The sequence below is a fragment of the Hoylesella pleuritidis genome, assembly GCF_963541955.1.
Taxonomy (GTDB): Bacteria; Bacteroidota; Bacteroidia; order Bacteroidales; family Bacteroidaceae; genus Prevotella; species Prevotella pleuritidis.
This window is the reverse complement of record NZ_CAUTUT010000017.1, coordinates 22,820-45,660: the sequence shown is the minus strand read 5'-3', so window position 1 is coordinate 45,660 and position 22,841 is coordinate 22,820. Positions and strand designations below refer to the sequence as shown.

18 protein-coding genes are annotated in these 22,841 nt (G+C 43.2%); 10 read left to right on the top strand and 8 right to left on the bottom strand.

Annotated features, from left to right (window positions below; all coding sequences use genetic code 11):
• Window positions 1–2 precede the first annotated feature (2 nt).
• On the bottom strand, window positions 3–977 hold the full coding sequence (locus RWY97_RS08070; protein ID WP_024992327.1) for a lipoate--protein ligase: 975 nt from the start codon (window positions 975–977) through the stop codon (window positions 3–5).
• A gap of 425 nt (window positions 978–1,402) precedes the next feature.
• On the opposite strand from RWY97_RS08070, the gene RWY97_RS08065 reads away from it, so the two are divergent.
• From RWY97_RS08065 to RWY97_RS08050, 4 genes are all read left to right on the top strand, one after another.
• The gene (locus RWY97_RS08065) at window positions 1,403–2,983 is read left to right on the top strand and encodes an NAD(P)/FAD-dependent oxidoreductase (protein ID WP_315566555.1); all 1,581 of its coding nucleotides are present in this window, start codon (window positions 1,403–1,405) and stop codon (window positions 2,981–2,983) included.
• Window positions 2,984–3,497: 514 nt separating this feature from the next.
• Window positions 3,498–4,121, top strand: coding sequence for a cytidylate kinase-like family protein (locus RWY97_RS08060; RefSeq protein WP_314079611.1), 624 nt, complete (start codon window positions 3,498–3,500; stop codon window positions 4,119–4,121).
• Between the two features lie 163 nt (window positions 4,122–4,284).
• On the top strand, window positions 4,285–6,747 hold the full coding sequence (gene pheT, locus RWY97_RS08055) for a phenylalanine--tRNA ligase subunit beta (RefSeq protein ID WP_315566552.1): 2,463 nt from the start codon (window positions 4,285–4,287) through the stop codon (window positions 6,745–6,747).
• 13 nt (window positions 6,748–6,760) lie between these two features.
• Window positions 6,761–7,489 carry a YebC/PmpR family DNA-binding transcriptional regulator gene (locus tag RWY97_RS08050; RefSeq protein ID WP_314740468.1) on the top strand — a complete coding sequence of 243 codons (729 nt, stop codon included), beginning with the start codon at window positions 6,761–6,763 and terminating at the stop codon, window positions 7,487–7,489.
• A gap of 57 nt (window positions 7,490–7,546) precedes the next feature.
• On the opposite strand, the gene RWY97_RS08045 is transcribed toward RWY97_RS08050, so the two are convergent.
• Window positions 7,547–7,945: a DUF8479 domain-containing protein gene (locus RWY97_RS08045; RefSeq protein WP_273176000.1), complete on the bottom strand. Its 399-nt coding sequence runs from the start codon at window positions 7,943–7,945 to the stop codon at window positions 7,547–7,549.
• 219 nt (window positions 7,946–8,164) lie between these two features.
• Between RWY97_RS08045 and lepA the strand changes: the two genes are divergently transcribed.
• The 6 genes from lepA (at window position 8,165) to RWY97_RS08015 (ending at window position 14,745) form a co-directional block, all read left to right on the top strand.
• Window positions 8,165–9,946, top strand: coding sequence for a translation elongation factor 4 (gene lepA, locus RWY97_RS08040; protein WP_314079622.1), 1,782 nt, complete (start codon window positions 8,165–8,167; stop codon window positions 9,944–9,946).
• A gap of 21 nt (window positions 9,947–9,967) precedes the next feature.
• Window positions 9,968–10,573: a Crp/Fnr family transcriptional regulator gene (locus RWY97_RS08035; RefSeq protein ID WP_021583588.1), complete on the top strand. Its 606-nt coding sequence runs from the start codon at window positions 9,968–9,970 to the stop codon at window positions 10,571–10,573.
• A gap of 473 nt (window positions 10,574–11,046) precedes the next feature.
• Window positions 11,047–12,000 (top strand): signal recognition particle-docking protein FtsY, encoded by a 954-nt coding sequence (ftsY, locus tag RWY97_RS08030; protein WP_315566549.1) that lies wholly within the window; start codon window positions 11,047–11,049, stop codon window positions 11,998–12,000.
• Complete coding sequence (rimO, locus tag RWY97_RS08025) at window positions 12,001–13,296, top strand: 30S ribosomal protein S12 methylthiotransferase RimO (RefSeq protein WP_315566548.1); 1,296 nt, start codon at window positions 12,001–12,003, stop codon at window positions 13,294–13,296.
• Window positions 13,293–13,586, top strand: a complete 294-nt coding sequence (locus RWY97_RS08020; RefSeq protein WP_315566546.1) for an HU family DNA-binding protein — start codon at window positions 13,293–13,295, stop codon at window positions 13,584–13,586. Before rimO ends, RWY97_RS08020 begins: the two co-directional genes overlap by 4 nt.
• Window positions 13,564–14,745: an HU family DNA-binding protein gene (locus tag RWY97_RS08015; RefSeq protein WP_315566544.1), complete on the top strand. Its 1,182-nt coding sequence runs from the start codon at window positions 13,564–13,566 to the stop codon at window positions 14,743–14,745. Before RWY97_RS08020 ends, RWY97_RS08015 begins: the two co-directional genes overlap by 23 nt.
• 106 nt (window positions 14,746–14,851) lie before the next feature.
• On the opposite strand, the gene eno is transcribed toward RWY97_RS08015, so the two are convergent.
• From eno to RWY97_RS07985, 6 genes are all read right to left on the bottom strand, one after another.
• Window positions 14,852–16,159 (bottom strand): phosphopyruvate hydratase, encoded by a 1,308-nt coding sequence (gene eno / locus RWY97_RS08010; protein WP_021583584.1) that lies wholly within the window; start codon window positions 16,157–16,159, stop codon window positions 14,852–14,854.
• Between the two features lie 166 nt (window positions 16,160–16,325).
• Window positions 16,326–17,414 (bottom strand): tryptophan--tRNA ligase, encoded by a 1,089-nt coding sequence (gene trpS, locus RWY97_RS08005; RefSeq protein ID WP_024992318.1) that lies wholly within the window; start codon window positions 17,412–17,414, stop codon window positions 16,326–16,328.
• Between the two features lie 157 nt (window positions 17,415–17,571).
• Window positions 17,572–19,824, bottom strand: a complete 2,253-nt coding sequence (locus RWY97_RS08000) for a family 20 glycosylhydrolase (protein ID WP_315566542.1) — start codon at window positions 19,822–19,824, stop codon at window positions 17,572–17,574.
• 36 nt (window positions 19,825–19,860) lie between these two features.
• Window positions 19,861–20,517 (bottom strand): hypothetical protein, encoded by a 657-nt coding sequence (locus RWY97_RS07995; RefSeq protein ID WP_021583598.1) that lies wholly within the window; start codon window positions 20,515–20,517, stop codon window positions 19,861–19,863.
• Between the two features lie 496 nt (window positions 20,518–21,013).
• Window positions 21,014–21,316, bottom strand: coding sequence for a hypothetical protein (locus tag RWY97_RS07990; RefSeq protein ID WP_315566540.1), 303 nt, complete (start codon window positions 21,314–21,316; stop codon window positions 21,014–21,016).
• A 29-nt stretch (window positions 21,317–21,345) separates the two neighbouring features.
• Complete coding sequence (locus tag RWY97_RS07985; RefSeq protein WP_315566539.1) at window positions 21,346–22,788, bottom strand: L,D-transpeptidase family protein; 1,443 nt, start codon at window positions 22,786–22,788, stop codon at window positions 21,346–21,348.
• Window positions 22,789–22,841: the final 53 nt, after the last annotated feature.

Below are 22,841 nucleotides of genomic sequence, written 5' to 3'. Positions count from 1 at the left end.
TGTTAAGGTTTAGTGATTAGTTCTATGAAGTCTTTTTTAGTTAGATTCATAATTATATCGTCCACTTTATCAGGCAGTGCAGCTGCAATTGCATCCTCACTCAAACAAATATTCTTCAAAGGTTTTAATAAATGGTTATCGATATCACCCGTAAGGAAGTAGTCTCCCATTATATTGACGCCTTTGATGATTTCGTTTTTCATCTCGATTCTCACCTCAAAGTCTCCTACACCCTCAATTCTGCGATGGCGGATGACGGTATATCGCGGATTGTTTCCATAGATAAACTCAGGCGAAAGATACTCTTTCTCAATCTCTTCAATGGCATTGATGTCTTCATCTGCCAATTCAAACTCTTTGTTGCACAACTTTTCCCTTACGGCCAACTTGAAGTTTTCCAACGGAATGTCCGTATAGTCTTTCAACAGAGCAATTCGTTGGCGAATGCTCTGCACGCCTTTGCTGATCAACTTCTCGCTAGCGGGTGTGATACTGCCCACCATATTATCCATATTCGTATCGTAAAGCATCGTTCCGTGTACAATGCTACGCCCTGGAACGTGGTAAAAGGCATTTCCCGAAACTTTTTTCCCATTAATGAGAATATCGTTTCTCCCACTCGCAACGGCATCGATTCCCAATTGATTCAACACCAACACAATAGTTGTCAAATATTTATTGAATGTGAAATTTACGTTTTCATCTTTCGTTATATACGAAAACATCACATTATTCATATCTGCATAGACACAGCCTCCGCCACTTTTTCGGCGCAAAATATCGATGCTATGTTTCTTGCAATAATCAAAATTGATTTCATTGTCAATTAACTGATTTCGTCCTACCAATGCAAGGGGTTCTACTTGCCACATAAAGAAATATTCATCTTCATTGAAATTGCGTGCAATATATTCCTCCATCGATAGATAGAAAGATGCCCGTCTTGGTTTATAGTATGGTAAAGCAACGTATATCATTGTTAGGTTTAGCCAGGCTCGTGTAATCTTTGTGCAAATGTAATGAATAAAACGGGGAATCACAAAGTTTTAAGATTCTTTTTGAAAAGGATGAAAAGTGAGTGGTGATGCCTGCCGTTGCAAAATGTAAAGCAATTTTGCGAATGTCAGCCTTTGAGTAAGATAGATTTCAATTCGGCAAAATCTTTGCTCATTAGAACACATTGTTTCTTACCTTTCATATTTTTTTTCGAACCAATCTGGAATATTGATTATTGTCCCAATTGTAATCCCTACCGTCTGCATTCAGGCATATTTGCAACAATATTTTTCTGCCCACGGTTCCGAATTAAACGATAAATATGTAAATTTGCACCAAGATACTTACAAATGATAATGAAATCGTTGTATGGATAACGGTTTTATAATTACAGCTATAAAGCGAAATGATACAAGAATATCAGATAAGAGTGTTGCCGCAACAGGCTGCTTCAGAAGCGGGAATTATCGACTTTCTTGCCAAAGACAAAGGTTTGGATGCCCGAACCGTGAAACACGTACACGTGCTGAGGCGTAGCATCGACGCCCGTCAGCGCATAATCTTCGTCAATTTGAGCGTGAGAGTCTATATCAATGAGCTTCCGCAGGACGATGAGTGTGTGCGAATCTCATACGGAGACGTTTCTTCCCGTCCTCGCGTCATTGTCGTAGGTGCCGGTCCGAGTGGACTTTTTGCAGCGCTCCGATTGATTGAACTGGGACTGAGACCTATTGTCTTGGAACGCGGAAAGAATGTGCGCGACCGCAAGAAAGATCTGTCGGCTATCACCAAAACACAGAAAGTGGATGCCGACAGCAATTATTGTTTCGGTGAAGGAGGTGCGGGGGCCTATTCCGACGGTAAACTTTACACTCGCAGTAAAAAGCGCGGCAACATTGAAAAGATTCTTAACGTCTTTTGTCAGCACGGTGCTTCGACATCCATTTTAGCCGATGCACATCCCCATATCGGTACCGACAAGCTGCCGAGAGTTATCGAAAATATGCGTAACACCATCTTGCAGAGCGGTGGCGAGGTGCATTTCCAGACCAAAGTAACGGCATTGATGATAGAAAACGATACGGATATCGTCGGCGTTGAAGCCCTCGACTTAGCCACGGGGGCCGAACTCGTATTTCGAGGTCCCGTCATTTTGGCCACCGGTCACAGTGCCCGCGATATCTATCGCTATCTCGCCGACGCGGGAATAGAAATTGAAGCCAAAGGGCTAGCCATCGGTGTGCGATTAGAACACCCGTCTGCGCTCATCGACCAAATACAATACCACAACAGAAACGGGCGAGGCCATTATCTACCCACGGCCGAATACAGCTTTGTTACACAGGTAAACGGGCGCGGGGTATATTCTTTCTGTATGTGTCCCGGCGGCTTTGTGATTCCTGCCGCAACCGGTCCGAGGCAGATCGTCGTGAACGGAATGAGCCCGAGTAACCGCGGAACGCAGTGGAGCAATGCGGGAATGGTAGTCGAAATACGGCCCGAAGATGTGGCGGGAGATGACGTTTTGCGGATGATGCGCTTCCAAGAAGAACTCGAACAGGCCTGCTGGCAACAGGGAAATATGCAGCAAACGGCCCCCGCGCAACGTATGGCCGATTTCGTTAATGGCCGACTAAGTTACGACTTGCCACGAAGCAGTTATGCCCCGGGACTCATTTCAAGTCCATTACACTTCTGGTTGCCGCCACAGATTACGCAAAGATTGCAGGAAGGATTCAAAAAATTCGGCACAATGAGCCACGGATTCCTCACCAACGAAGCCGTACTCATCGCTACGGAAACACGCACCTCTTCGCCAGTTCGCATCTTGCGCCATCGCGAAACACTGCAACACGTGCGCCTCCACAATCTTTTCCCGTGCGGAGAAGGTGCCGGATATGCTGGCGGAATCGTATCGGCTGCTATCGACGGAGAGCGTTGTGCAGAGCAGGTTTCGAGAATCGGTATGTCCGTCTGCATCTACTGAAAGCACGGTGGTGTTACAGATAAAAAGAAAAATGACAACGTAGAGATTCCTTATATAAATTTGTAAATCAGATAGATACAAAACAAATTTTAATTAGCCGTTAAACGGCGTGCAATCAACCGTTAATCACACGCCGTTTAACGGCTTTTCACGAGGCAATTAACGCTTTTTGCCAAAACCCTATACCTTTTTGCGAAAAAGTACTATCGTTTTAAATAAAACCCTTTTAAGTTTTCCATAAAAAGATCTTAAGTTTTTTTAAGAAGCCCTACACCCTTTTGACAGAGATCCTATACTTTTCTTAAAATGAAAAACGGGTTTTCGCTTTTCATTTTTATTCTTTCGCGTTTTTCATCTAAGATTAGGAAACCACTTTGTTTGCCGTCTTTCAATCTCTTGATTTGGAAAAATAAAAGAGAGTCACAAATAAAAGAATTATAAAAAGCTTGCTTTTCTCATATTAATCATATATATTTGCGAAGAAAAAGAATGTCTCACTAAAACCTTTACAACTATGGATAGAAATGAGAACTTCGTGATTACGATTAATCGGCAATTTGGAACAGGCGGACACGCAATAGGTGCTGCCTTGGCCGAACGATTGGGTGTGAAACTCATCGACAAACAAATCTTGAAAGCTGTTGCCGAAAAGTTCAACCTGACGGAGCGCGAGGCAGAAGACTTAGAAGCACGTCGGCCCTCGTGGTGGGAGGACTTTTCGCACTTTTATCAGAGCTTTGTCGTGATGAACGAATACTGGGTGACCGGGAGTGACATCACTTCCCGTCAGTTGTTTTATGCGCAGGCAGAGACAATGAAGCGGATTGCACAAGAAGAGTCGTGCGTCGTTATCGGACGTTGTAGCTTCAATGTATTTGCAGAGCACCCCAACCGGCTCAGTATTTTCCTGCATTCGCCCATTGAACGACGCGTACATCGCGTTATGGAACGTTACAATGTGGACGAAGAGAAAGCTCGATTGATAATCGAGGATAACGACTACACTCGTGAAGTCTATACAAAAACATTCACGGGGAAAGATTGGTACGACGCGCGCAACTATGACTTGGCATTGGATGTGACCAAGTTTGGTGTGAACGGAGCGGTCGATTTCCTGCTGAAATTTATTGAAGAGTAAAGTCTATCAGGGCCGTATAAGTATCGCCGGTATTGTTTTGGGCGTGCAAATACGGCCCTTTTTGTGTCCCGCAGATAATTGCCTTTTTCTGATATTCATTTTGTTGAATGGTGATTTTTTAGTAATTTTGCGTCGAATTTGAGTATAAACAAATATCACGATAATGAATATTTCTTATAAATGGCTGAAAGAATACGTTGATTTCAACCTTACTCCCGAGGAGGTTTGTGCTGCACTTACATCCGAAGGACTGGAAGTAGATGCTTTAGAAGAGGTTCAAAGCATCAAGGGGGGCTTGAAAGGGCTCTACATTGGACACGTACTCAGCTGCGAGAAGCATCCAGACTCAGACCATTTGCACGTTACCAGCGTTGACTTGGGACGTGAAACTCCGTCGCAAATCGTGTGCGGGGCTCCGAATGTTGCGGCCGGACAGAAGGTGATTGTGGCCGATTTAGGATGCGTGCTCTATGACGGCGACAAGGAGTTTGTGATTAAGAAGTCGAAGTTGCGCGGTGTAGAGTCTTACGGAATGATCTGTGCCGAAGACGAAATCGGTATCGGCAAGTCGCACGATGGCATCATCATACTGCCCGATTCGGCTGTGGTGGGTATGCCAGCAGCGGAATATTACCACTTGGAAAGCGATTGGCTGATTGAGATTGACATCACAGCTAACCGCGCAGACGCATTGAGTCACTATGGGGTTGCACGCGACTTGTATGCTTGGTTGGTACAGAATGGGCACCCAACGTCGCTCCATCGTCCCAATTGCGAAGCTTTTCGGATAGATAATCACGAGTTGCCCATCGACGTGGAGATTGAAAACAGGGAGGCGTGTCGCCGTTATGCTTGTTTAAGCATCACAGATTGCGAGGTGAAAGAAAGCCCCGAATGGTTACAAAACAAATTGCGTGTGATCGGTCTCAGGCCAATCAACAACATCGTAGATATCACCAATTACGTGATGATGGCATACGGACAACCAATGCACTGCTTTGATGCGGATATGGTGGAAGGCCATAAAATCGTGGTGCGTACACAACAAGAGGGTACTAAATTCGTAACTTTGGACGGCGAAGAACACACGCTTGGGCCTCACGATCTAAGTATTTGTAATGCCGAAGAACCGATGTGCATTGCTGGAATATTCGGTGGAAAAGGTAGCGGAACGTATGAGACGACACGCAACGTAGTATTGGAAAGTGCTTATTTCCATCCCACTTGGATTCGCAAAAGTGCCCGTCGGCACGGTCTCAGTACCGATTCAAGCTATCGTTTCGAACGTGGCATCGACCCCAACGGCCAGATTTATGCCTTAAAACAAGCTGCTATTCTATGTCGGGAACTAGCCGGTGGCAAGGTGAGTATGGAAATCAAGGACGTCTATCCGGAACCGATTGCCGATGCAAAGATTACTTTGAAATATGATTATGTGCATAACTTGATCGGAAAAGAGATTGGTCAAGCCACCATCAAAAGCATTGTCAAGAGTTTGGAAATGCGTATCGACCGGGAAGATGAAGCCGGACTCGAACTTACAGTGCCCGCTTATCGTGTAGATGTTCAGCGTCCTTGCGATATCGTAGAAGATGTTTTGAGAATCTACGGATATAATAACGTAGAGATTCCTAAGCAGTTGAAAAGTTCGCTCACGATGTTGGGCGAAGAAGACCAGATGCACAAACAGGAGAATCTAATCGGTGAACAGTTGGTGGGATGCGGTTTTAACGAGATTCTAAACAACTCTTTCTCGAAAATTACTTACTATCAAGGACTGAATAAATACACCGAAGGGAACACTGTAAAAGTGATGAATCCGCTAAGCGCCGATCTTGGCGTAATGCGACAGACACTACTGTTCGGCGGTTTGGAAAGTATTCGTCGCAATGTGAATCATAGGGCAGCGAACCTTCGTTTCTTTGAGTTCGGTAACTGCTATTACTTCAATGCGTCACGATATACGGCAGAAGAGCCGGCAAAAGGTTATCACCAAGAGACACATTTGGCACTTTGGCTGACGGGAAAACGTATTCAAGGCAGCTGGATTCACCCCGATGAAGACGCGTCTTTCTATGAATTGAAAGCTTATGCGCAGAATATCTTTGCACGATTAGGCATTCCAACAGATCTGTTAATGACAGAAAAGAGCGATAATGACCTTTTCTCAAACGGTCTGACACTGAAAAACAGAGGCGGGAAAGTGTTAGCTGAGTTAGGATTGGTAGCCAGTCGATTACTAAAAGTTTTCGATCTCACCGCGGATGTTTATTATGCGGATATTCATTGGACTACTGTGATGAAGGCGGTGAAGAAGAATCACGTAACGTTTAGCGAGATTTCAAAATATCCTTCGGTTAGTCGTGACCTCGCCTTGCTTATCGATTCAGGCGTAGAATTCAGTCAAATCGAGCGGGTGGCTTATCAAACGGAAAAGAAGTTATTGAAAAAAGTAGAACTATTCGACGTTTACGAAGGTAAGAATTTGCCTGCCGGCAAAAAGAGTTATGCCGTGAATTTCATTCTGCAAGACGAAGAAAAGACACTCAACGACAAGCAGATTGAGGCGATAATGAATAAATTAATCACAAATATTAAAAGTAAACTCGGAGCAGAGCTCCGCTAAAACAAGAACCCAGATGGGAAGAGCATTTGAATATCGAAAGGCTGCCAAGCTGAAAAGATGGGGACATATGGCCCGTACATTTACAAAAATCGGCAAGCAAATTGCTATTGCCGTGAAGGCCGGTGGTCCCGACCCGGAAAACAATCCACACTTGCGTGCCGTGATTCAGACGGCTAAACGCGAGAATATGCCTAATGCAAACGTGGAGCGCGCGATTAAGAACGCTCTCGGAAAGGATCAAAAAGATTTCAAGGAAGTGACTTATGAGGGGTATGGGCCACACGGAATAGCTGTCTTTGTAGATGCAGCCACAGACAACACAACACGTACCGTAGCCAATGTACGCGCAGTTTTCAATAAATTTAGCGGTAATTTAGGTACGCAGGGCAGCCTTTCATTCCTTTTTGATCATAAGTGTGTATTCACGTTTAAGAAGAAAGAAGGATTGGATATGGACGATCTGATTCTTGGATTGATTGATCTCGGTGTAGACGATGAGTACGATGAAGATGAGGAGACTGGCGAAATCACGATTTATGGAGAGGCTACCAGCTTCGGTGAAATTCAAAAATACTTAGAGAGCAATAGCTTCGAGGTCACGGGAGCAGAGTTTACCCGCATTCCGAATGACCTGAAAGACGTAACCGCAGAACAGCGTGAGTCTATTGATAAGATGATTGATTTGCTGGAAGATGATGAAGATGTACAGAACGTCTACACCAATATGAAGCCGGCAGAATAATATAGATATACGGGCATCTTTATCTTCTGAATGAAAGAAAAGATGCCCATAATCTTTTTATTTGTCATAATCTTTTTGTGTATACATTCCTTCAAAGAGTATAAGCCGAGGATTCTTTTGTGATCGGCACGTATAGGCAAAGTTGAATCCGGCCTCTTTATAGGCCTTGATATTGGTCGATTTCGTGATTGATTGTAGCAATCCATCGTTAATTTTACTTTTATTCTTATTAATGATTACCGCACTATCCATTATTCCTGTCAGTGTACAATAGTAGTGGTAAGTTCTCGTCGCTTTATCAAAAACAACACTGTCTGTACGTGTAAAGTTATTGACAGGAGTAGGACAATATTTTTCGGTGTATTCTTTAGCCTCGCGTGCAGCCCTATCTTCAAGAGATTCGTGGCACGCTATCAGCACGAAAGGGATTAGGACAAGTAAAATTTTCTTTTTCATTTTGATGATTTCTATGGGCACAAAATTACAAATAAAATTTGATTTCCTTGAAATCAAGTACGATTTTCATATCGTTCTCATATAGAAGAAGTATAGAAAGTCTGTATAAAAGGTGCCATTTTACATTTTATTTTATTTAATAAAGGAAATCATCGGAGCAAGGATGCCATATATACAGCTTTTTTCGTATCTTTGTGCATTCATATTGAGAGAAAGTAAATGAACAATATACGAAACTTCTGCATCATTGCCCATATTGATCATGGTAAATCCACCATCGCTGACCGTCTGCTGGAATATACGCAGACTATCCAGGTAACGGAAGGACAAATGCTGGATGATATGGATTTGGAACGCGAACGCGGCATCACTATCAAAAGCCACGCCATTCAGATGGAACACACGCTTGACGGAGAGAAATATATTCTGAATCTAATCGATACCCCGGGACACGTGGATTTTTCTTATGAGGTATCGCGGAGTATCGCTGCTTGTGAGGGAGCTTTGCTTGTCGTGGATGCCACACAAGGCGTGCAGGCACAGACCATCTCTAACCTTTATATGGCGATTGACCACGATTTGGAAATTATTCCGGTGATCAACAAAATTGATATGCCCAGTGCAATGCCCGATGAAGTAGAAGATGAGATCATCGACTTGCTCGGTTGCGATCGGACTGATATCATTAGAGCATCAGGAAAGACGGGCGAAGGTGTGTCGGATATTTTAGAGGCCGTAATTAAACGGATTCCGCACCCCGTTGGCGATCCCAATGCACCCTTGCAGGCGTTGATCTTTGACTCTGTATTCAACAGTTTTCGCGGTATCATTGCTTATTTTAAGATTGAAAATGGAAGTATCCGTAAAGGAGATAAGGTAAAGTTTTTCAATACGGGGATGGAATATGACGCCGACGAAGTAGGTGTACTGAAAATGGATATGATTCCTAAAAATGAGATGACGACGGGCGAAGTAGGTTACATTATCAGCGGAATCAAGGACGCTAAAGAGGTAAAAGTTGGTGATACGATAACACACGTGGCGCGTCCTTGCACAGTAGCCATTGCCGGTTTTCAAGAAGTGAAGCCGATGGTATTTGCCGGCGTCTACCCCATCGATCCGTCTGACTATGAGAATTTGCGCGCATCATTAGAGAAGTTACAGCTGAATGATGCCTCACTTACTTTCTCGCCTGAATCGTCGGTAGCTTTGGGGTTCGGGTTTCGTTGTGGATTCCTCGGTCTTTTACATATGGAGATTGTACAAGAACGCCTGGATCGCGAATTCAATATGGACGTTATCACCACTGTTCCCAACGTCTCTTATATGGTATATGACAAACAAGGGAATGAGAAAGAAGTACACAATCCGTCAGGATTACCCGATCAGACGATGATCGACCATATCGAAGAACCTTATATCCGTGCTTCGATTATCACCGCATCGTCGTTTATTGGACCGATTATGAAGCTCTGCCTCGACAAACGCGGCGAGTTGATCAAGCAAGAATATGTGAGCGGCAATCGTGTAGAGCTGCATTTTATGCTCCCCTTGGGCGAGATTGTCATTGATTTTTATGACAAATTGAAATCCATCTCAAAAGGCTACGCCTCGTTCGACTATCACATTGACAGTTTCCGACCGTCTAAGTTAGCTAAACTCGATATTCTGCTTAACGGTGAGCCAGTAGATGCGCTGTCCACATTGACACATCAAGACAACGCTGTGACATTCGGTCGACGAATGTGTGAGAAACTGAAAGATTTAATTCCACGTCAACAGTTCGATATTGCCATACAGGCTGCAATCGGTGCAAAAATTATTGCACGCGAAACTATCAAGTGCGTGCGAAAGGATGTCACAGCGAAATGTTATGGAGGCGATGTCAGTCGTAAGCGGAAGCTGCTCGAAAAACAGAAGAAAGGTAAAAAACGGATGAAGCAAATAGGCAATGTCGAAGTTCCGCAAAAAGCGTTCCTTGCCGTGCTTAAACTCGATTAATCAGACAAAAGGTATAAAGGTATGAAAGGAATGATAAATACAACGCGCGATATTGCGCGAGAGTTGGCACGTAAATACAGCACAATGACTCACGACGAGCTCGATTTGCTGGAAAGTATTCTTGTGCCGATGAAATTTGCCAAGGGTGCAATGGTCTTGAACGAAGGCGAGGTGTGTAAGAACATTTATTATATCGACAAAGGCCTCTTGCGCCAGTTTTATTATAAGAATGACAAGGAATTAACCGAACATCTCGGTGTAGAGAACACAATCGTGATGTGCATCGAAAGTCTGTTCCGTGAAGAGCCCACGCATCTATTGGTAGAAGCCCTGGAACCGACCATCATTTATGCCCTTCCGAAACAGCGTTTGGAGCAGGTGGCTCTGCATAATGTCAATATTCAGATTCTTTATCGCAAGATTCTCGAAGAGAGTCTCATTCTTTCGCAAGTACACGCGGACCTTGTTCGTTTTGAGTCTGCACAGGATCGTTATAAAAAGTTGTGTAAACTGATGCCCCAAGTCGTATTGCGTGCACCGTTAGTGTATATAGCCAGCTATTTGCAAATGACGCCAGAAACATTGTCACGTGTTCGTGCAGCATCTTTGTTCAGTAGTAAGGATTGATTCTGATAGAGAATTTAGCTTGTAATTTCCTAAGTGATTGGAAGCTGAAACCTTTAAGCCTTTTAAATTCTAAAATAATTGACTTACCGCTAAACCAATTAGCAATTAAACAGACGTCAGTAGTCTTAATATTGAATAAATATATTTGCAAGATTAATTTTTATTATGGTCGATGAGAGGTATAGGACTTCTGCCCTACAAGTCCTATACCTCTCATTGACAGAAATACGAGTGCTTATTTGAATTAGCCGAATTTATAGTTACAATATTCATCACTATTCCATCACATTGTTTGCCGTTACTCTGTTACTGTGTTTGTCGTAACTCCGTTACTATAAATTCCGCCCTCTCGTCGCGACCATAGCGGTTGTCCGGAAGAGAAATACGGGTATAATCTTAAACCGTAAAATATTTAGCGTTAAGCCATCTTTTCTCATTTTTTATCCCTAACTTTGCGGGAAAATAAACGGACTATGGGTATTTTCGGACTTTTTAATAAGAGCAAGAAAGAAACGCTTGATCGCGGATTAGAGAAAACCAAACAAAGCGTTTTCGATAAACTGAGCCGCGCAATTGTCGGTAAATCCAAGGTAGATGACAGTGTTTTAGACAACTTGGAGGAGGTGTTAATCACGAGCGACGTAGGCGTGGAGACAACGCTGAAGGTGATTGAGCGAATCGAAACACGGGTGGCTCGCGATAAATATGTATCGACATCGGAATTGAATGGAATTCTGCGCGACGAGATAGCGGCGCTATTAGCCGAAAACAACAGTGACGACAATGAGAATTGGGACCTCCCGGCCGACCACAAACCTTATGTAATTCTCGTCGTTGGTGTGAATGGCGTAGGAAAAACGACAACAATCGGTAAGCTGGCTTATCAGTTTAAGAAAGCTGGCAAGAAAGTGTTCTTGGGTGCTGCCGATACGTTCAGAGCAGCAGCCGTTGAGCAAATCAGTATTTGGGGCGAGCGTGTGGGCGTGCCGGTAATCAAACAACAGATGGGGAGCGATCCCGCTTCGGTGGCTTTCGACACGCTGAGTTCGGCCAAGGCCAACGGTGCTGATGTGGTATTGATTGATACGGCAGGTAGATTACACAATAAGATCAGCTTGATGAATGAGCTAAAAAAGATCAAGGATGTAATGAAGAAGGTATTACCCGAAGCTCCCGACGAGATTATGCTTGTATTGGATGGGTCGACAGGACAGAATGCTTTCGAACAGGCTAAACAGTTTGCCGCAGTGACACAAATCACTTCATTGGCTATTACAAAACTCGACGGAACGGCCAAAGGCGGTGTCGTAATCGGTATCAGCGACCAACTGAAAGTACCAGTAAAGTATATCGGCTTGGGCGAAGGAATGGAAGACCTCCAACTTTTCAATAAACGACAATTCGTAGATTCGCTTTTCAATGTGTAGATGAGAAAGAATCAGGTAGATATTATTACGATGGGCTGCTCGAAAAATCTTGTAGACAGCGAACTGCTGATGCGGCAGTTTGAAGCCAATGGCTATCATTGCACGCACGACAGCAAGTTACCGCAAGGCGAGATAGCCGTCATCAACACGTGCGGATTCATTGAGAGTGCAAAGGAGGAAAGTATCAACACTATTTTGGCATTTGCAAAGGCCAAGGAGGAAGGCCGGCTCAAGCGTCTCTATGTAATGGGATGCTTGTCGCAGCGTTATCAAAAAGAGTTGGAGGAGGAGATTCCGCAGGTAGACAAATTCTATGGGAAATTCAATTATAAACTATTGCTCAACGACCTTGGTAAGGCTGATGTGGCCGTATGTGACGGTAGGCGGAGCCTTACTACACCGCGACATTATGCCTATCTGAAAATCAGTGAAGGATGTGATAGGCATTGTGCCTATTGTGCAATACCGCTGATTGTGGGTAAGCATCATAGTCGGCCGCAAGACGAGATCTTACAGGAAGTGCGGGAATTGGTAGTCGGCGGTGTAAAGGAGTTACAAGTGATAGCACAGGAGTTGACTTATTACGGTGCTGATATCGACGGCAAACGTCGCATTGCCGAGCTCGTAAGCAAGATGGCTGATATAAAAGGCGTAAAGTGGATTCGTCTGCATTATGCTTATCCCAACCAGTTTCCATTGGCACTTTTGGATGTGATTCGCGAGCAGCCCAATGTGTGTAAGTATTTAGACATCGCTTTTCAGCATATTGCCGACCCGGTTTTACGACGTATGCAACGGCACGTCAGCAAAGCCGAAACGATATCGTTGATTGAGAAGATTCGGGCAGCTGTTCCCGGTATTCATTTGCGCACAACGCTGTTGGTGGGCTTTCCCGGTGAGACCGAGGCAGACTTTGAGGAGTTGATGGAATTTGTACGTTGGGCAAGATTCGAACGAATGGGAGCCTTTACCTATTCTGCGGAAGAGGGAACATACAGTGCCGAACATTTCGAGGATGATGTGCCCGAAGCAGTAAAACAACAGCGTTTGGATCGATTGATGGAATTGCAGCAGGAAATCAGTACCGAAATAGAAGCCGAGAAAGTAGGACAGGTGATGAAAGTAATCATCGATCGCAAAGAAGGCGACTATTATATCGGACGGACGGAGTTTTGTTCACCCGAAGTTGATCCCGAAGTCTTGATTTCTACAATACGACCGCTGCGCAAGGGAAACTTTTACGACGTACGAATTACAGCGAGTGAAGAATTTGATTTATATGGAGAGGTGGTATGAATAATAAAGACTTTATAGCCGAACTATCACAACGCAGCGGTTATACACAAGCTGACACGCAGCGGTTGGTGCGTGCGATTGTCGACAAAATGGGCGATACATTCTGCGAAGGAAATAGTGTAGCTGTGTCGGGATTCGGTTCTTTCGAGGTAAAGAAGCGTTTAGAGCGTATTGTAGTCAATCCGGCAACACAACAACGAATGCTGGTTCCACCTAAACTCGTACTGATTTTCAAGCCGACAGCATCTGTCAAGGCTCGGTTAAAGAATGGAGGAGGTGCAGATGAGTAAACAGAATATCTTAGACTTTGCTATGGACATTGCCGATAAACACGGTTTATCAGCAGATGATGCCATGTCATTCATCAGTAGTATGTTTGATGTGCTGACCGATGGATTGCAATCTGACAAACAAGTCAAGATTAAGGGCCTGGGCATATTCAAATTATCAGTGATGAATGCGCGTGAAAGTGTTGACGTTAATACGGGCGAACGAATTATAATCAACAGTCGAGACAAAATCTCATTCATACCCGACACAGCGATGCGCGACTTGGTAAACCGGCCTTTCTCACAATTTGAAACAGTATCTCTGCATAGTAATTTGGAAGAGATAGGACCAGAGGAAAGGATAGAAGAAATTAAAGAAGAATCACAACCGGTATCTGTGCAAAAATCATCTTCTCAAATACGGTTGTCGATGAATGATCTAACGCAGCTGAATGATATATCCGAAACAGATGATAAGGTGCTTACAGATGTTTGTGCAAAAGAATCTTCTATGGAATCTCTTGAACAAACGCCGTTCATTGAAATACAGGAACCCGTAAGTGAGGCAACTATACCTGTAAATAAAAATGATGAGTCTGTGATAGAAGAAGAGGCACAAGGAATCAACAAATATGAGCCTGATATATCAGAATTAAATATGCGAATTGATGAATTATCTTCACAACTTCGACGAAATTCTCGATTAGCTTATGGACTAATGATCTGTTTCATTCTGTTTTTAATAGGTGCTGCTATTTCTGTAAACTATATGGTGAATCGACTGAAACAGGTTAACCAGTCATCAAGCGTCTCTATCTCGACAATAAAACCTGTTCGTTCTACACGAAAAGTAATCACGAATGAACTGATATCTCGAACAACAATTCGGCAACAACCGGAACAACAAGTCGGCGAACAGCAACGTAAGACTAAAGATTCTGCATTTGTAAAATACAATCGTGATATTCGTATTCAGACAGGTGCCTATCGTATTGTTGGTATAGCAACTACCGTCACTGTACGAGCAGGTCAGACATTAAGCGATATCAGTCGTATAAATTTAGGGGCAGGAATGGACTGTTATATTGAGGCAGTCAACCCAAACATTAAAAAGCTCCGAGTGGGACAAAAAGTAAATATCCCGAAATTGGAACGAAAAAGCAAAAACAAGAGAAATTAAGATGAAATCAATATATAGAAAGAAATAATAGGAAATAAGTAATAAAGTAAAAAGGCCGCCGCAAATGATTTTGCGGCGGCCTTTCATTTATAATATACAATAAAACTTATCTCAGTTTGGCATAACCATAACCTGCAACGCCGCCGAGTTCTTCTTCGATACGGATCAGCTGGTTATATTTAGCCATACGGTCGGTACGGCTCATCGAACCGGTCTTAATCTGTCCCGAGTTAGTTGCAACAGCAATGTCAGCAATCGTTGTGTCCTCGGTCTCGCCCGAACGGTGAGATGTCACGGTAGTATAACCGTGGCGGTGAGCCATCTCAATGGCTTCAAGTGTCTCGGTGAGCGAACCGATTTGATTTACCTTAATCAGAATAGAGTTGGCTGCTCCCATCTTAATACCCTTTTCCAAGAACTTCACATTGGTTACAAAGAGGTCGTCTCCAACCAATTGGCAACGGTCGCCGATAGTGCTGGTGAGTTTCACCCAGTTCTCCCAATCATTCTCATCGAGTCCATCCTCAATTGAGTCAATCGGATATTTCGTGATCAGATGCTCGAGATAAGCAATCTGTTCGTCGGCCGTGAGCTTTTTACCGTTAGGATCTTTCGGCATTCCGTTCTTCAGCTGGCGATAGTCATAGAACCACTTTCCGTTCTCACATACAGCAAATTCACTGGCTGCACAGTCCATCGCAATCTTGACATCTTTACCCGGTTCATAGCCAGCGTCTTTGATAGAAGTAATGATCGAGTCGAGCGCATCTTCTATTCCGTCGAACTTCGGAGCAAAACCACCTTCGTCACCAACGGCTGTTGAGAGACCACGTTTCTTTAAGTTTTTAGCCAATGCGTGGAAAACTTCAGCGCCCATACGGATTGCTTCGCGCTCATTCTTGGCACCTACCGGACGAATCATAAACTCTTGGAAAGCGATCGGAGCGTCTGAGTGAGCACCGCCATTGATAATATTCATCATCGGAACAGGCAAAACATAGGTATTTGTACCGCCGATATAACGATAAAGAGGAATATTGAGTGCTTTGGCAGCTGTTTGCGCAACAGCCAAAGATACACCAAGGATGGCATTAGCACCGAGCTTGCTCTTGGTGGGAGTGCCATCGAGTTCGAGCATCTTGTAGTCGATAGAGCGTTGTTGGAGTACACAACAACCTTTCAAAGCGGGTGCGATGATATTATTTACATTCTCAACAGCTTTCAATACACCCTTACCGCCGAAACGATTCTTGTCTCCGTCGCGGAGTTCAAGCGCTTCGTTCTCACCGGTTGAAGCTCCGGAGGGAACGCTAGCACGCCCCATCACACCGTTATCCAATGTTACTTCTACTTCAACTGTGGGGTTACCTCTTGAATCAAGAATTTCTCTTGCGTGAACTTTTTCAATTACCATAATTACTATTTATTTAAATAATTCGTTGAATACGTTGCAAAGATAATGTCAAAAATCGATATTATGAAATTTTTATTCGGTAAAAGTCGGTATCGATCAGGCCATCTATGGAATTTTCATTCCTGATACTTCGATATGCAAACCCGATGTTACAACCGTGCGATATTTACTTGCTGCAAAACTTCTCGCTTTGTTGGCGAATCAGCTCGGCATCGTTGAAATAATCGATTTGCATAGCACGACGCACCTCATCCATCGTCTGTGCAGCCACGGCACGAGCCTGTTCTGTGCCTTTGCGCAGTATATTGAATATCTCAGGAATATCTTGCTCGAACTCACGACGACGCAAACGCATCGGTTCAAGCATTTTATTAAGAACACTATTGAGAAACTTCTTGCATTTCATATCACCCAATCCGCCGTGACGATAATGCGCTTTAAGCTCATCTAGACTTTGATATTCAGGCCAGAACTCGGCAAAGTCTTCAGGTTGGCAGAATGCATCAAGATAGGTAAACACCATATTTCCTTCTACTTTACCAGGGTCATCTACTCTCAAATGATCAGGATCGGTATACATACTACGCACACTTTGCCACACGTCTTCAGCCGAATCACTCAAATAAATGCAGTTACCAAGACTCTTGCTCATCTTTGCCTTACCGTCGGTTCCAGGTAAACGCATTGATGCTTGATTGTCAGGCAGTACAATATTCGGTTCTACTAACACGTCACCATACGTGCTGTTGAAATGACGCACTAACTCACGGGTCAACTCGATCATCGGTTCCTGATCTTCACCCGCAGGTATAGTGGTACTCTTAAAGAGTGTGATGTCGGCCGCCTGACTTACCGGATAGCAGAAGAAACCTAACGGGATGTTGGCCTCGAAATTACGCATCTTGATCTCAGTCTTGACAGTTGGATTGCGTTGCACGCGTGAAACCGTTACAAGATTCATCAGATAAACGGTAAGTTCGGCTAATTCCGGGATCTGACTTTGCATAAAGAATGTGCATTTTTCGGGGTCTAATCCGGCCGCAAGATAATCGAGTGCTACTTCAACAATATTCTGCCTGATTTTCTCGGGATTATCGGCATTGTCGGTTAAAGCCTGTACATCAGCCATAAACACAAACATCCGGTCGTAGTCGCCCGCGTTTTGCAGCTGCACTCTGCGCCGCAACGACCCTACATAATGTCCCAAATGCAACTTTCCAGTGGGGCGATCGCCCGTTAATATAACTTTTCCCATTAGTTCGCTTCAAATTTGAATGCAAAGGTACGATAAATCAGACGGAATGCAAAATAAATTCAAACCAAACTAATCCAACAGCTAATCGTAAAATAAGAAGGCTTCATCTCACATCGGAGACGAAGCCTTTTATATTTGATCAACTATAAGTAAATTCTTATTTTGTGCAAAAATAGATGTCAGAAGGATGAAGACGCTTGCCATCTTGACCATAAACATTGAGACGGAGTTGCCCTCCGTTATGATCGAAATAGCGCACTTCAAATTTGTGGAAACCCGCTTTTAAGGCTTGTTGACAAACTTCCTCGTGGGGCGACTGCTCTCGATCTTGGTTTACTACCATATTACCGTCTATCTTCAACCAACTCCCATCGTCGCTCAACAATGCAAAAGTGTAAATGTCATCGGTAGGAACTTTGATATAACCAGTAATGATCAGCCCAATATTTCCTTTTACATTAGTAGGAATTCTTACATCATCTACTTGATAAGAAGCATTGAACGGCGCCTTACCGATATGTTTACACGTTACGCCTGAGAACTCGTACCAATCAGCTTTCAGCCCTGATTTCAAATCCCCTTGTATGGAAACCGGTTCCAAATACCCTTGCTTGACGAAATCAGCCTTGACTATTTCACCCGCCCTTCCATTTTTACCAAATGGTCGGAGAATGAAATGTGTAGTCTCATCCACAGTAATCGGATTTGTAAATTGCGGTGATTTTACAGTCGGGAAGCTGCCATCGATTGTATATCTGACAATAGCTGTCGGATCGGCGCATGTTACTTTGAGTGTACCTTGTTTGACAAATGCTGCTACATTGTGAAATCCGTCTATCTCAGGAATGCGGTATGGAATCTCCATTCGATTCAAAATATTGAATTGATAAAGCAATCTACGACTGAAATCTACATAATCCATTCGTTCGGGACGGCTCCAACTAAGTTCTGCCAATGCAATCATACGTGGGAAATACATATAAAGCATCCGATTACGAGTAGGTACCCACTCTGTCCAAAGGTTGGCCTGAACGCCTTTAACGTGTGATTTCTGCGACGGGGTCAGTCCAGGCGGCAACAGATTATACTCATAAATCTTCCGCACACTGGCCTTTTGCTCGGGATAATCGATATACATTTCTGCATTAGGACAATAAATAACATCGTTTCCTTGTGCCGTAACGTCTTTCACAACATTAGGAGCCCACGTGCGCCACCACGTCACTGTGGCGGTCTTTGACAATCCACCCTCTGTTATCTCATCCCAACCGATCATTTTCTTACCGTTTGCATTGAAATAGTTTTCCATCTGGTGGATGAACCACGACTGCAATTCCTCTTCGTTTTTCAATCCTTTTTCTGCGATGCGATGTTGACAGTCGGGACACTTCTTCCAGTTAATCTTCTCCACTTCATCGCCTCCGATGTGAACGTATTCATACGGAAAAAGGTCGAAAAGTTCTTTCCATACATTACGACAGAATTCTAATGCACTATCTTTTCCCGGACAAATGGGCGACGAAAAAGTCTTTCCCCACCCTACTGTATCAAAACAAGAGAGTCCCGGATAATTGGAAACAGCACTCAAAAAATGACCGGGCATATCTACTTCGGGTACAATCTCGACGCCGCGTTGCTTCGCATAAGCTACGACTTCACGGACATCAGTCTGTGTATAGTATCCTCCATACAGGGTATCCGTACCCTCAACACGTTTTTTCGAGGCTGGAAGCAATAGGTCGGGATTGTCTTCCTGAATAGCCCTTTGAAGGCAGACGCGATCCTGATCATTATACTTCCGCCACGATCCTTTGCTTGTCAATAATGGATAACGTTTGATTTCAACGCGCCATCCTTGATCATCTGTCAGATGCCAATGAAACCGATTCAGTTTATAAAGCGCCATCAAGTCGATCAACTCTTTGACTTCAGCCTTGGAAAAGAAATGTCGTGAGCAATCCAACATAAATCCGCGCCACTCGAAATGTGGTGCATCCGTGATGTGGATGTACGGCAATTGCGTTTTAAAAGACATCTGACGAATTGTGGCAATGGCCGAGATTACACCGCAATAGTTGTTTCCACGAATGTCGATCCCCGTCTTATCAATTGTTAAACGATAGCCATCTTTGGGCAAATTCTTGTCCAAAGACAGTCGGACATTACCTTTATTATTATATACAGTGATTACTTTCCGACCAAGCAATTGTGTCAAATGGTTGCCCAAATATTCGGAAGCGGGTTTCAATGAAAGGTCAGTGTAGCCAATACGAATACTCGTTCCGAATTGATAATGCCCATTTCCATATTCCATTTTTTCAGGAATCGGCACAATGTCTATCTTTGCCTTTGTATGAGAAAGGCACAATGTGAGGAGTGCTGTGGTCAACAGCAGTCTGAAATGAATCATTTGTGAAATTGTCGTTTGTTGATAATTAAATCGGATTTATATATCTAACAGCATTATCTTGCCGTCTTTTGTTGCTTCGAAATAGGGCGGTTCGTCACGCAATGCGATATCATCGTAAATAAAATCAGCCACCACCGTATCGTGATAATCAGGTAAGATAAGTCCCACTTTACCTTCCTTTTCTGCGATAATCGGCATTTCTTTCAAGTCATCTACATAAACATAACATGTGCGCAGAAAGTTATATAGCGGCTGAATGAGTACATCACCCTTGTAATCTTTGATTCCGAACTTTCCGTTTTGCTCGAAGACTTCGTGGAAACGTATGTATTTCTCTTTGATTCGGTTGAGATAATACACCATTTTTCGCTTATTATTGACCAGCGTCAACAAGTAATCAAATGTGTCGCAGTAATTGGCCATTGACCTGGCCAGTACGATTTTGAAATCCAAACCGCGTATAGCCTTACGGTTCAAATCGATATATCGAGCCAGTGCCTCTTCTTTCTCAGGCAACGAAAGGGTTGAGAGTCGCTCCTCGAACTTCTCCATTATACATTTACTACCCGACATTCCCTTGATATATCGATGAATCTGACGACTCATCTCACGACAAACGAACTTGTCAATCTCCTGTTCTTCGATACAGTCTATGTATTCGGCTTCAAAGTTATCTAAGGTAATCTTTTCCATAACAGCGTTTCTCCTTTTGTCGACAAATTTATGAAATATATTTGAAAACACAAAATTCTATATCTATTTATTAACAAATCATCACGTGATATCGATCAAGACTTTGGCCGGGAAAGTATCAGACAATGGATAAATGAGCATTGAAACTTGGCTCATCGGTAGGATACAACAGTTCGTCTCACCATTCATTTTGCATCGTTTATCTTTTTATAACTATATACCTAAAATCGAATGAAGTTCTGAAATGCTGTTAATTACACTGTAAAAAGCCGTTAAACGGCGTGCAATTAACCGTTAGTTGCAAGGCAATTAACGGTTAATTAGAAAGCAATCTATATCTATCTGGTTTACAATAATATACGAGTAAATGATAAATTAAAATCCTGTGCTATTTGCTCAAAATCTGACCTGAAAATAATCAGGACATCATGTTAGGAGTCATCCGCTTGAAAGCTATCCTATGAAATTATTTTCTGCCTTGATAACTCTCATCACTTTACCCGCTGAAAGGAATTTTCAAAAACTTCGCGTGATGGGCTTGCCGCAATCGTTTAATCTCCATATCGTTCTCATCCATCATACGTATAGCCTCTTGACAAGCCTTATCGACTGACGTATCTATATAATGATAACGATGCATTTGATCGAAAAGTACACGCTGCTTGATTACCATTTCACGATAAATGGGATGAGTAATGACGATATGGTGTATTTTCCAATACAGCGGTTCACGGTATCGGTATACCAATTCGGCAAAAGTCTGTCGTCGGGTTGTAGAATCCGATAACCTTGCAAGCATACGGTTTTCGTCTGATGTTATCGGAATGATTATCTGTAATTGCGCAGATGATTATAAATTACACGATCGAAACCATATACATCGTTGAACACTTGCAATGTGCCCTGGGGTGATGGATAAATCGTATAATAAGTAATGAATAACGGAACAGGTGTTTTCAACGGTAGGCTTCCAATCAATCGGGAACGGTCCAAGACTTTCTTGGGAGACTTCCTATCCGCATTTTCCGATTGATGTCTGATATTGCTGACATCTGCCTCCATTGAATAACGAATTTTATTAATGATTTCTGCGTCCTTGTTATCTAATAAAAAGACTGCTAATTCAAACGGTTTTTCTATACGAATACAACCGTGAGACACACCGCGATTATCCTGACGGAAAACGTCTTTGGATGAAGTGTCGTGCAGAAAAACGGAAAAATTGTTGTTGAAACGAAAGATGATTCGTCCTAAGGAGTTGCCTTCGCCACCTTCCTGGACAACTAAATAATCTTTGCTTTGAAGCATCGCAGGAGTCACACCGGCAATATCTATCCGTTTTCCTGTGCGCCGTTCACGAACGAAAAATCTCCGTTCGTCGAAATATCTTTTATTTCCTGCGTGGCGAATGATGTCCCGCTCAATAATACTTCGCGGTATAACCCATTGTGGATTGACATCCATCCGATTGATAGAACTTGTTAACTGTGGGGTCTTCGTGTCCATAGATCCACATCCGATACGCATAGACAGTACGCTGTCGTTGTCTACTGCCAACAGATGAAATGACGGAATATTGACCCATACATATTTTGAATGACGATCGGGAGAGTCATTCAAACGCCACCGACATCGCTCGATGTTACACAAAAGTTTTTCTTTTCCGGCAAGAGAAACATCATTGCTGTTAAGCACTGCTATCAAACGATGGTACAACTTATTACGAGGCTGTATTTCTTTTAAATACTCGCTCACGCTGTCTGCACTGATCTTGCGCAGTGCCGTGTGGTAAAATTTAGGACCAGGACGATCCATTCCGATATCAAAAAGACCACGATAAGAGATGTTTAACGAATCTTGCTTGTAAATGTCAAGCCTATTAAAAACGTATTTTGGATTAACAAAGCCGAAACGTTGCCCTATCACATAACGCAGATAAGCTTTGGTAAGATTGTATTCAAGGCGCGCCAATATCGTATTAATAGACTGACCGACTTGCAATCTACGTAATCTGTCAAGATCTTGTGTAATTTGCTGCACACGAAATCGTTCCGAACTGAATCCCATTTTATCCACCTGACGGAGATAAGCAAGCAATGTATCAGCTCTGTAATCAACTCCGTGGCGATCTATCCACAGGAAAGGGCTGTGACGGAAGTAGTATTTTTTGGTTTTGAAGTCGGCCGTCATAGAGTCCTTGTCAACCGTAGCCAATCTACCAATAGCTGCCCGTATGAGATGTGGATTCATCCTGAATTCGGTTACTTGCATATCTTCATAAGCAGCTAAGGATAAATTATGATTGGGATTTGTTTGTTTTTCGC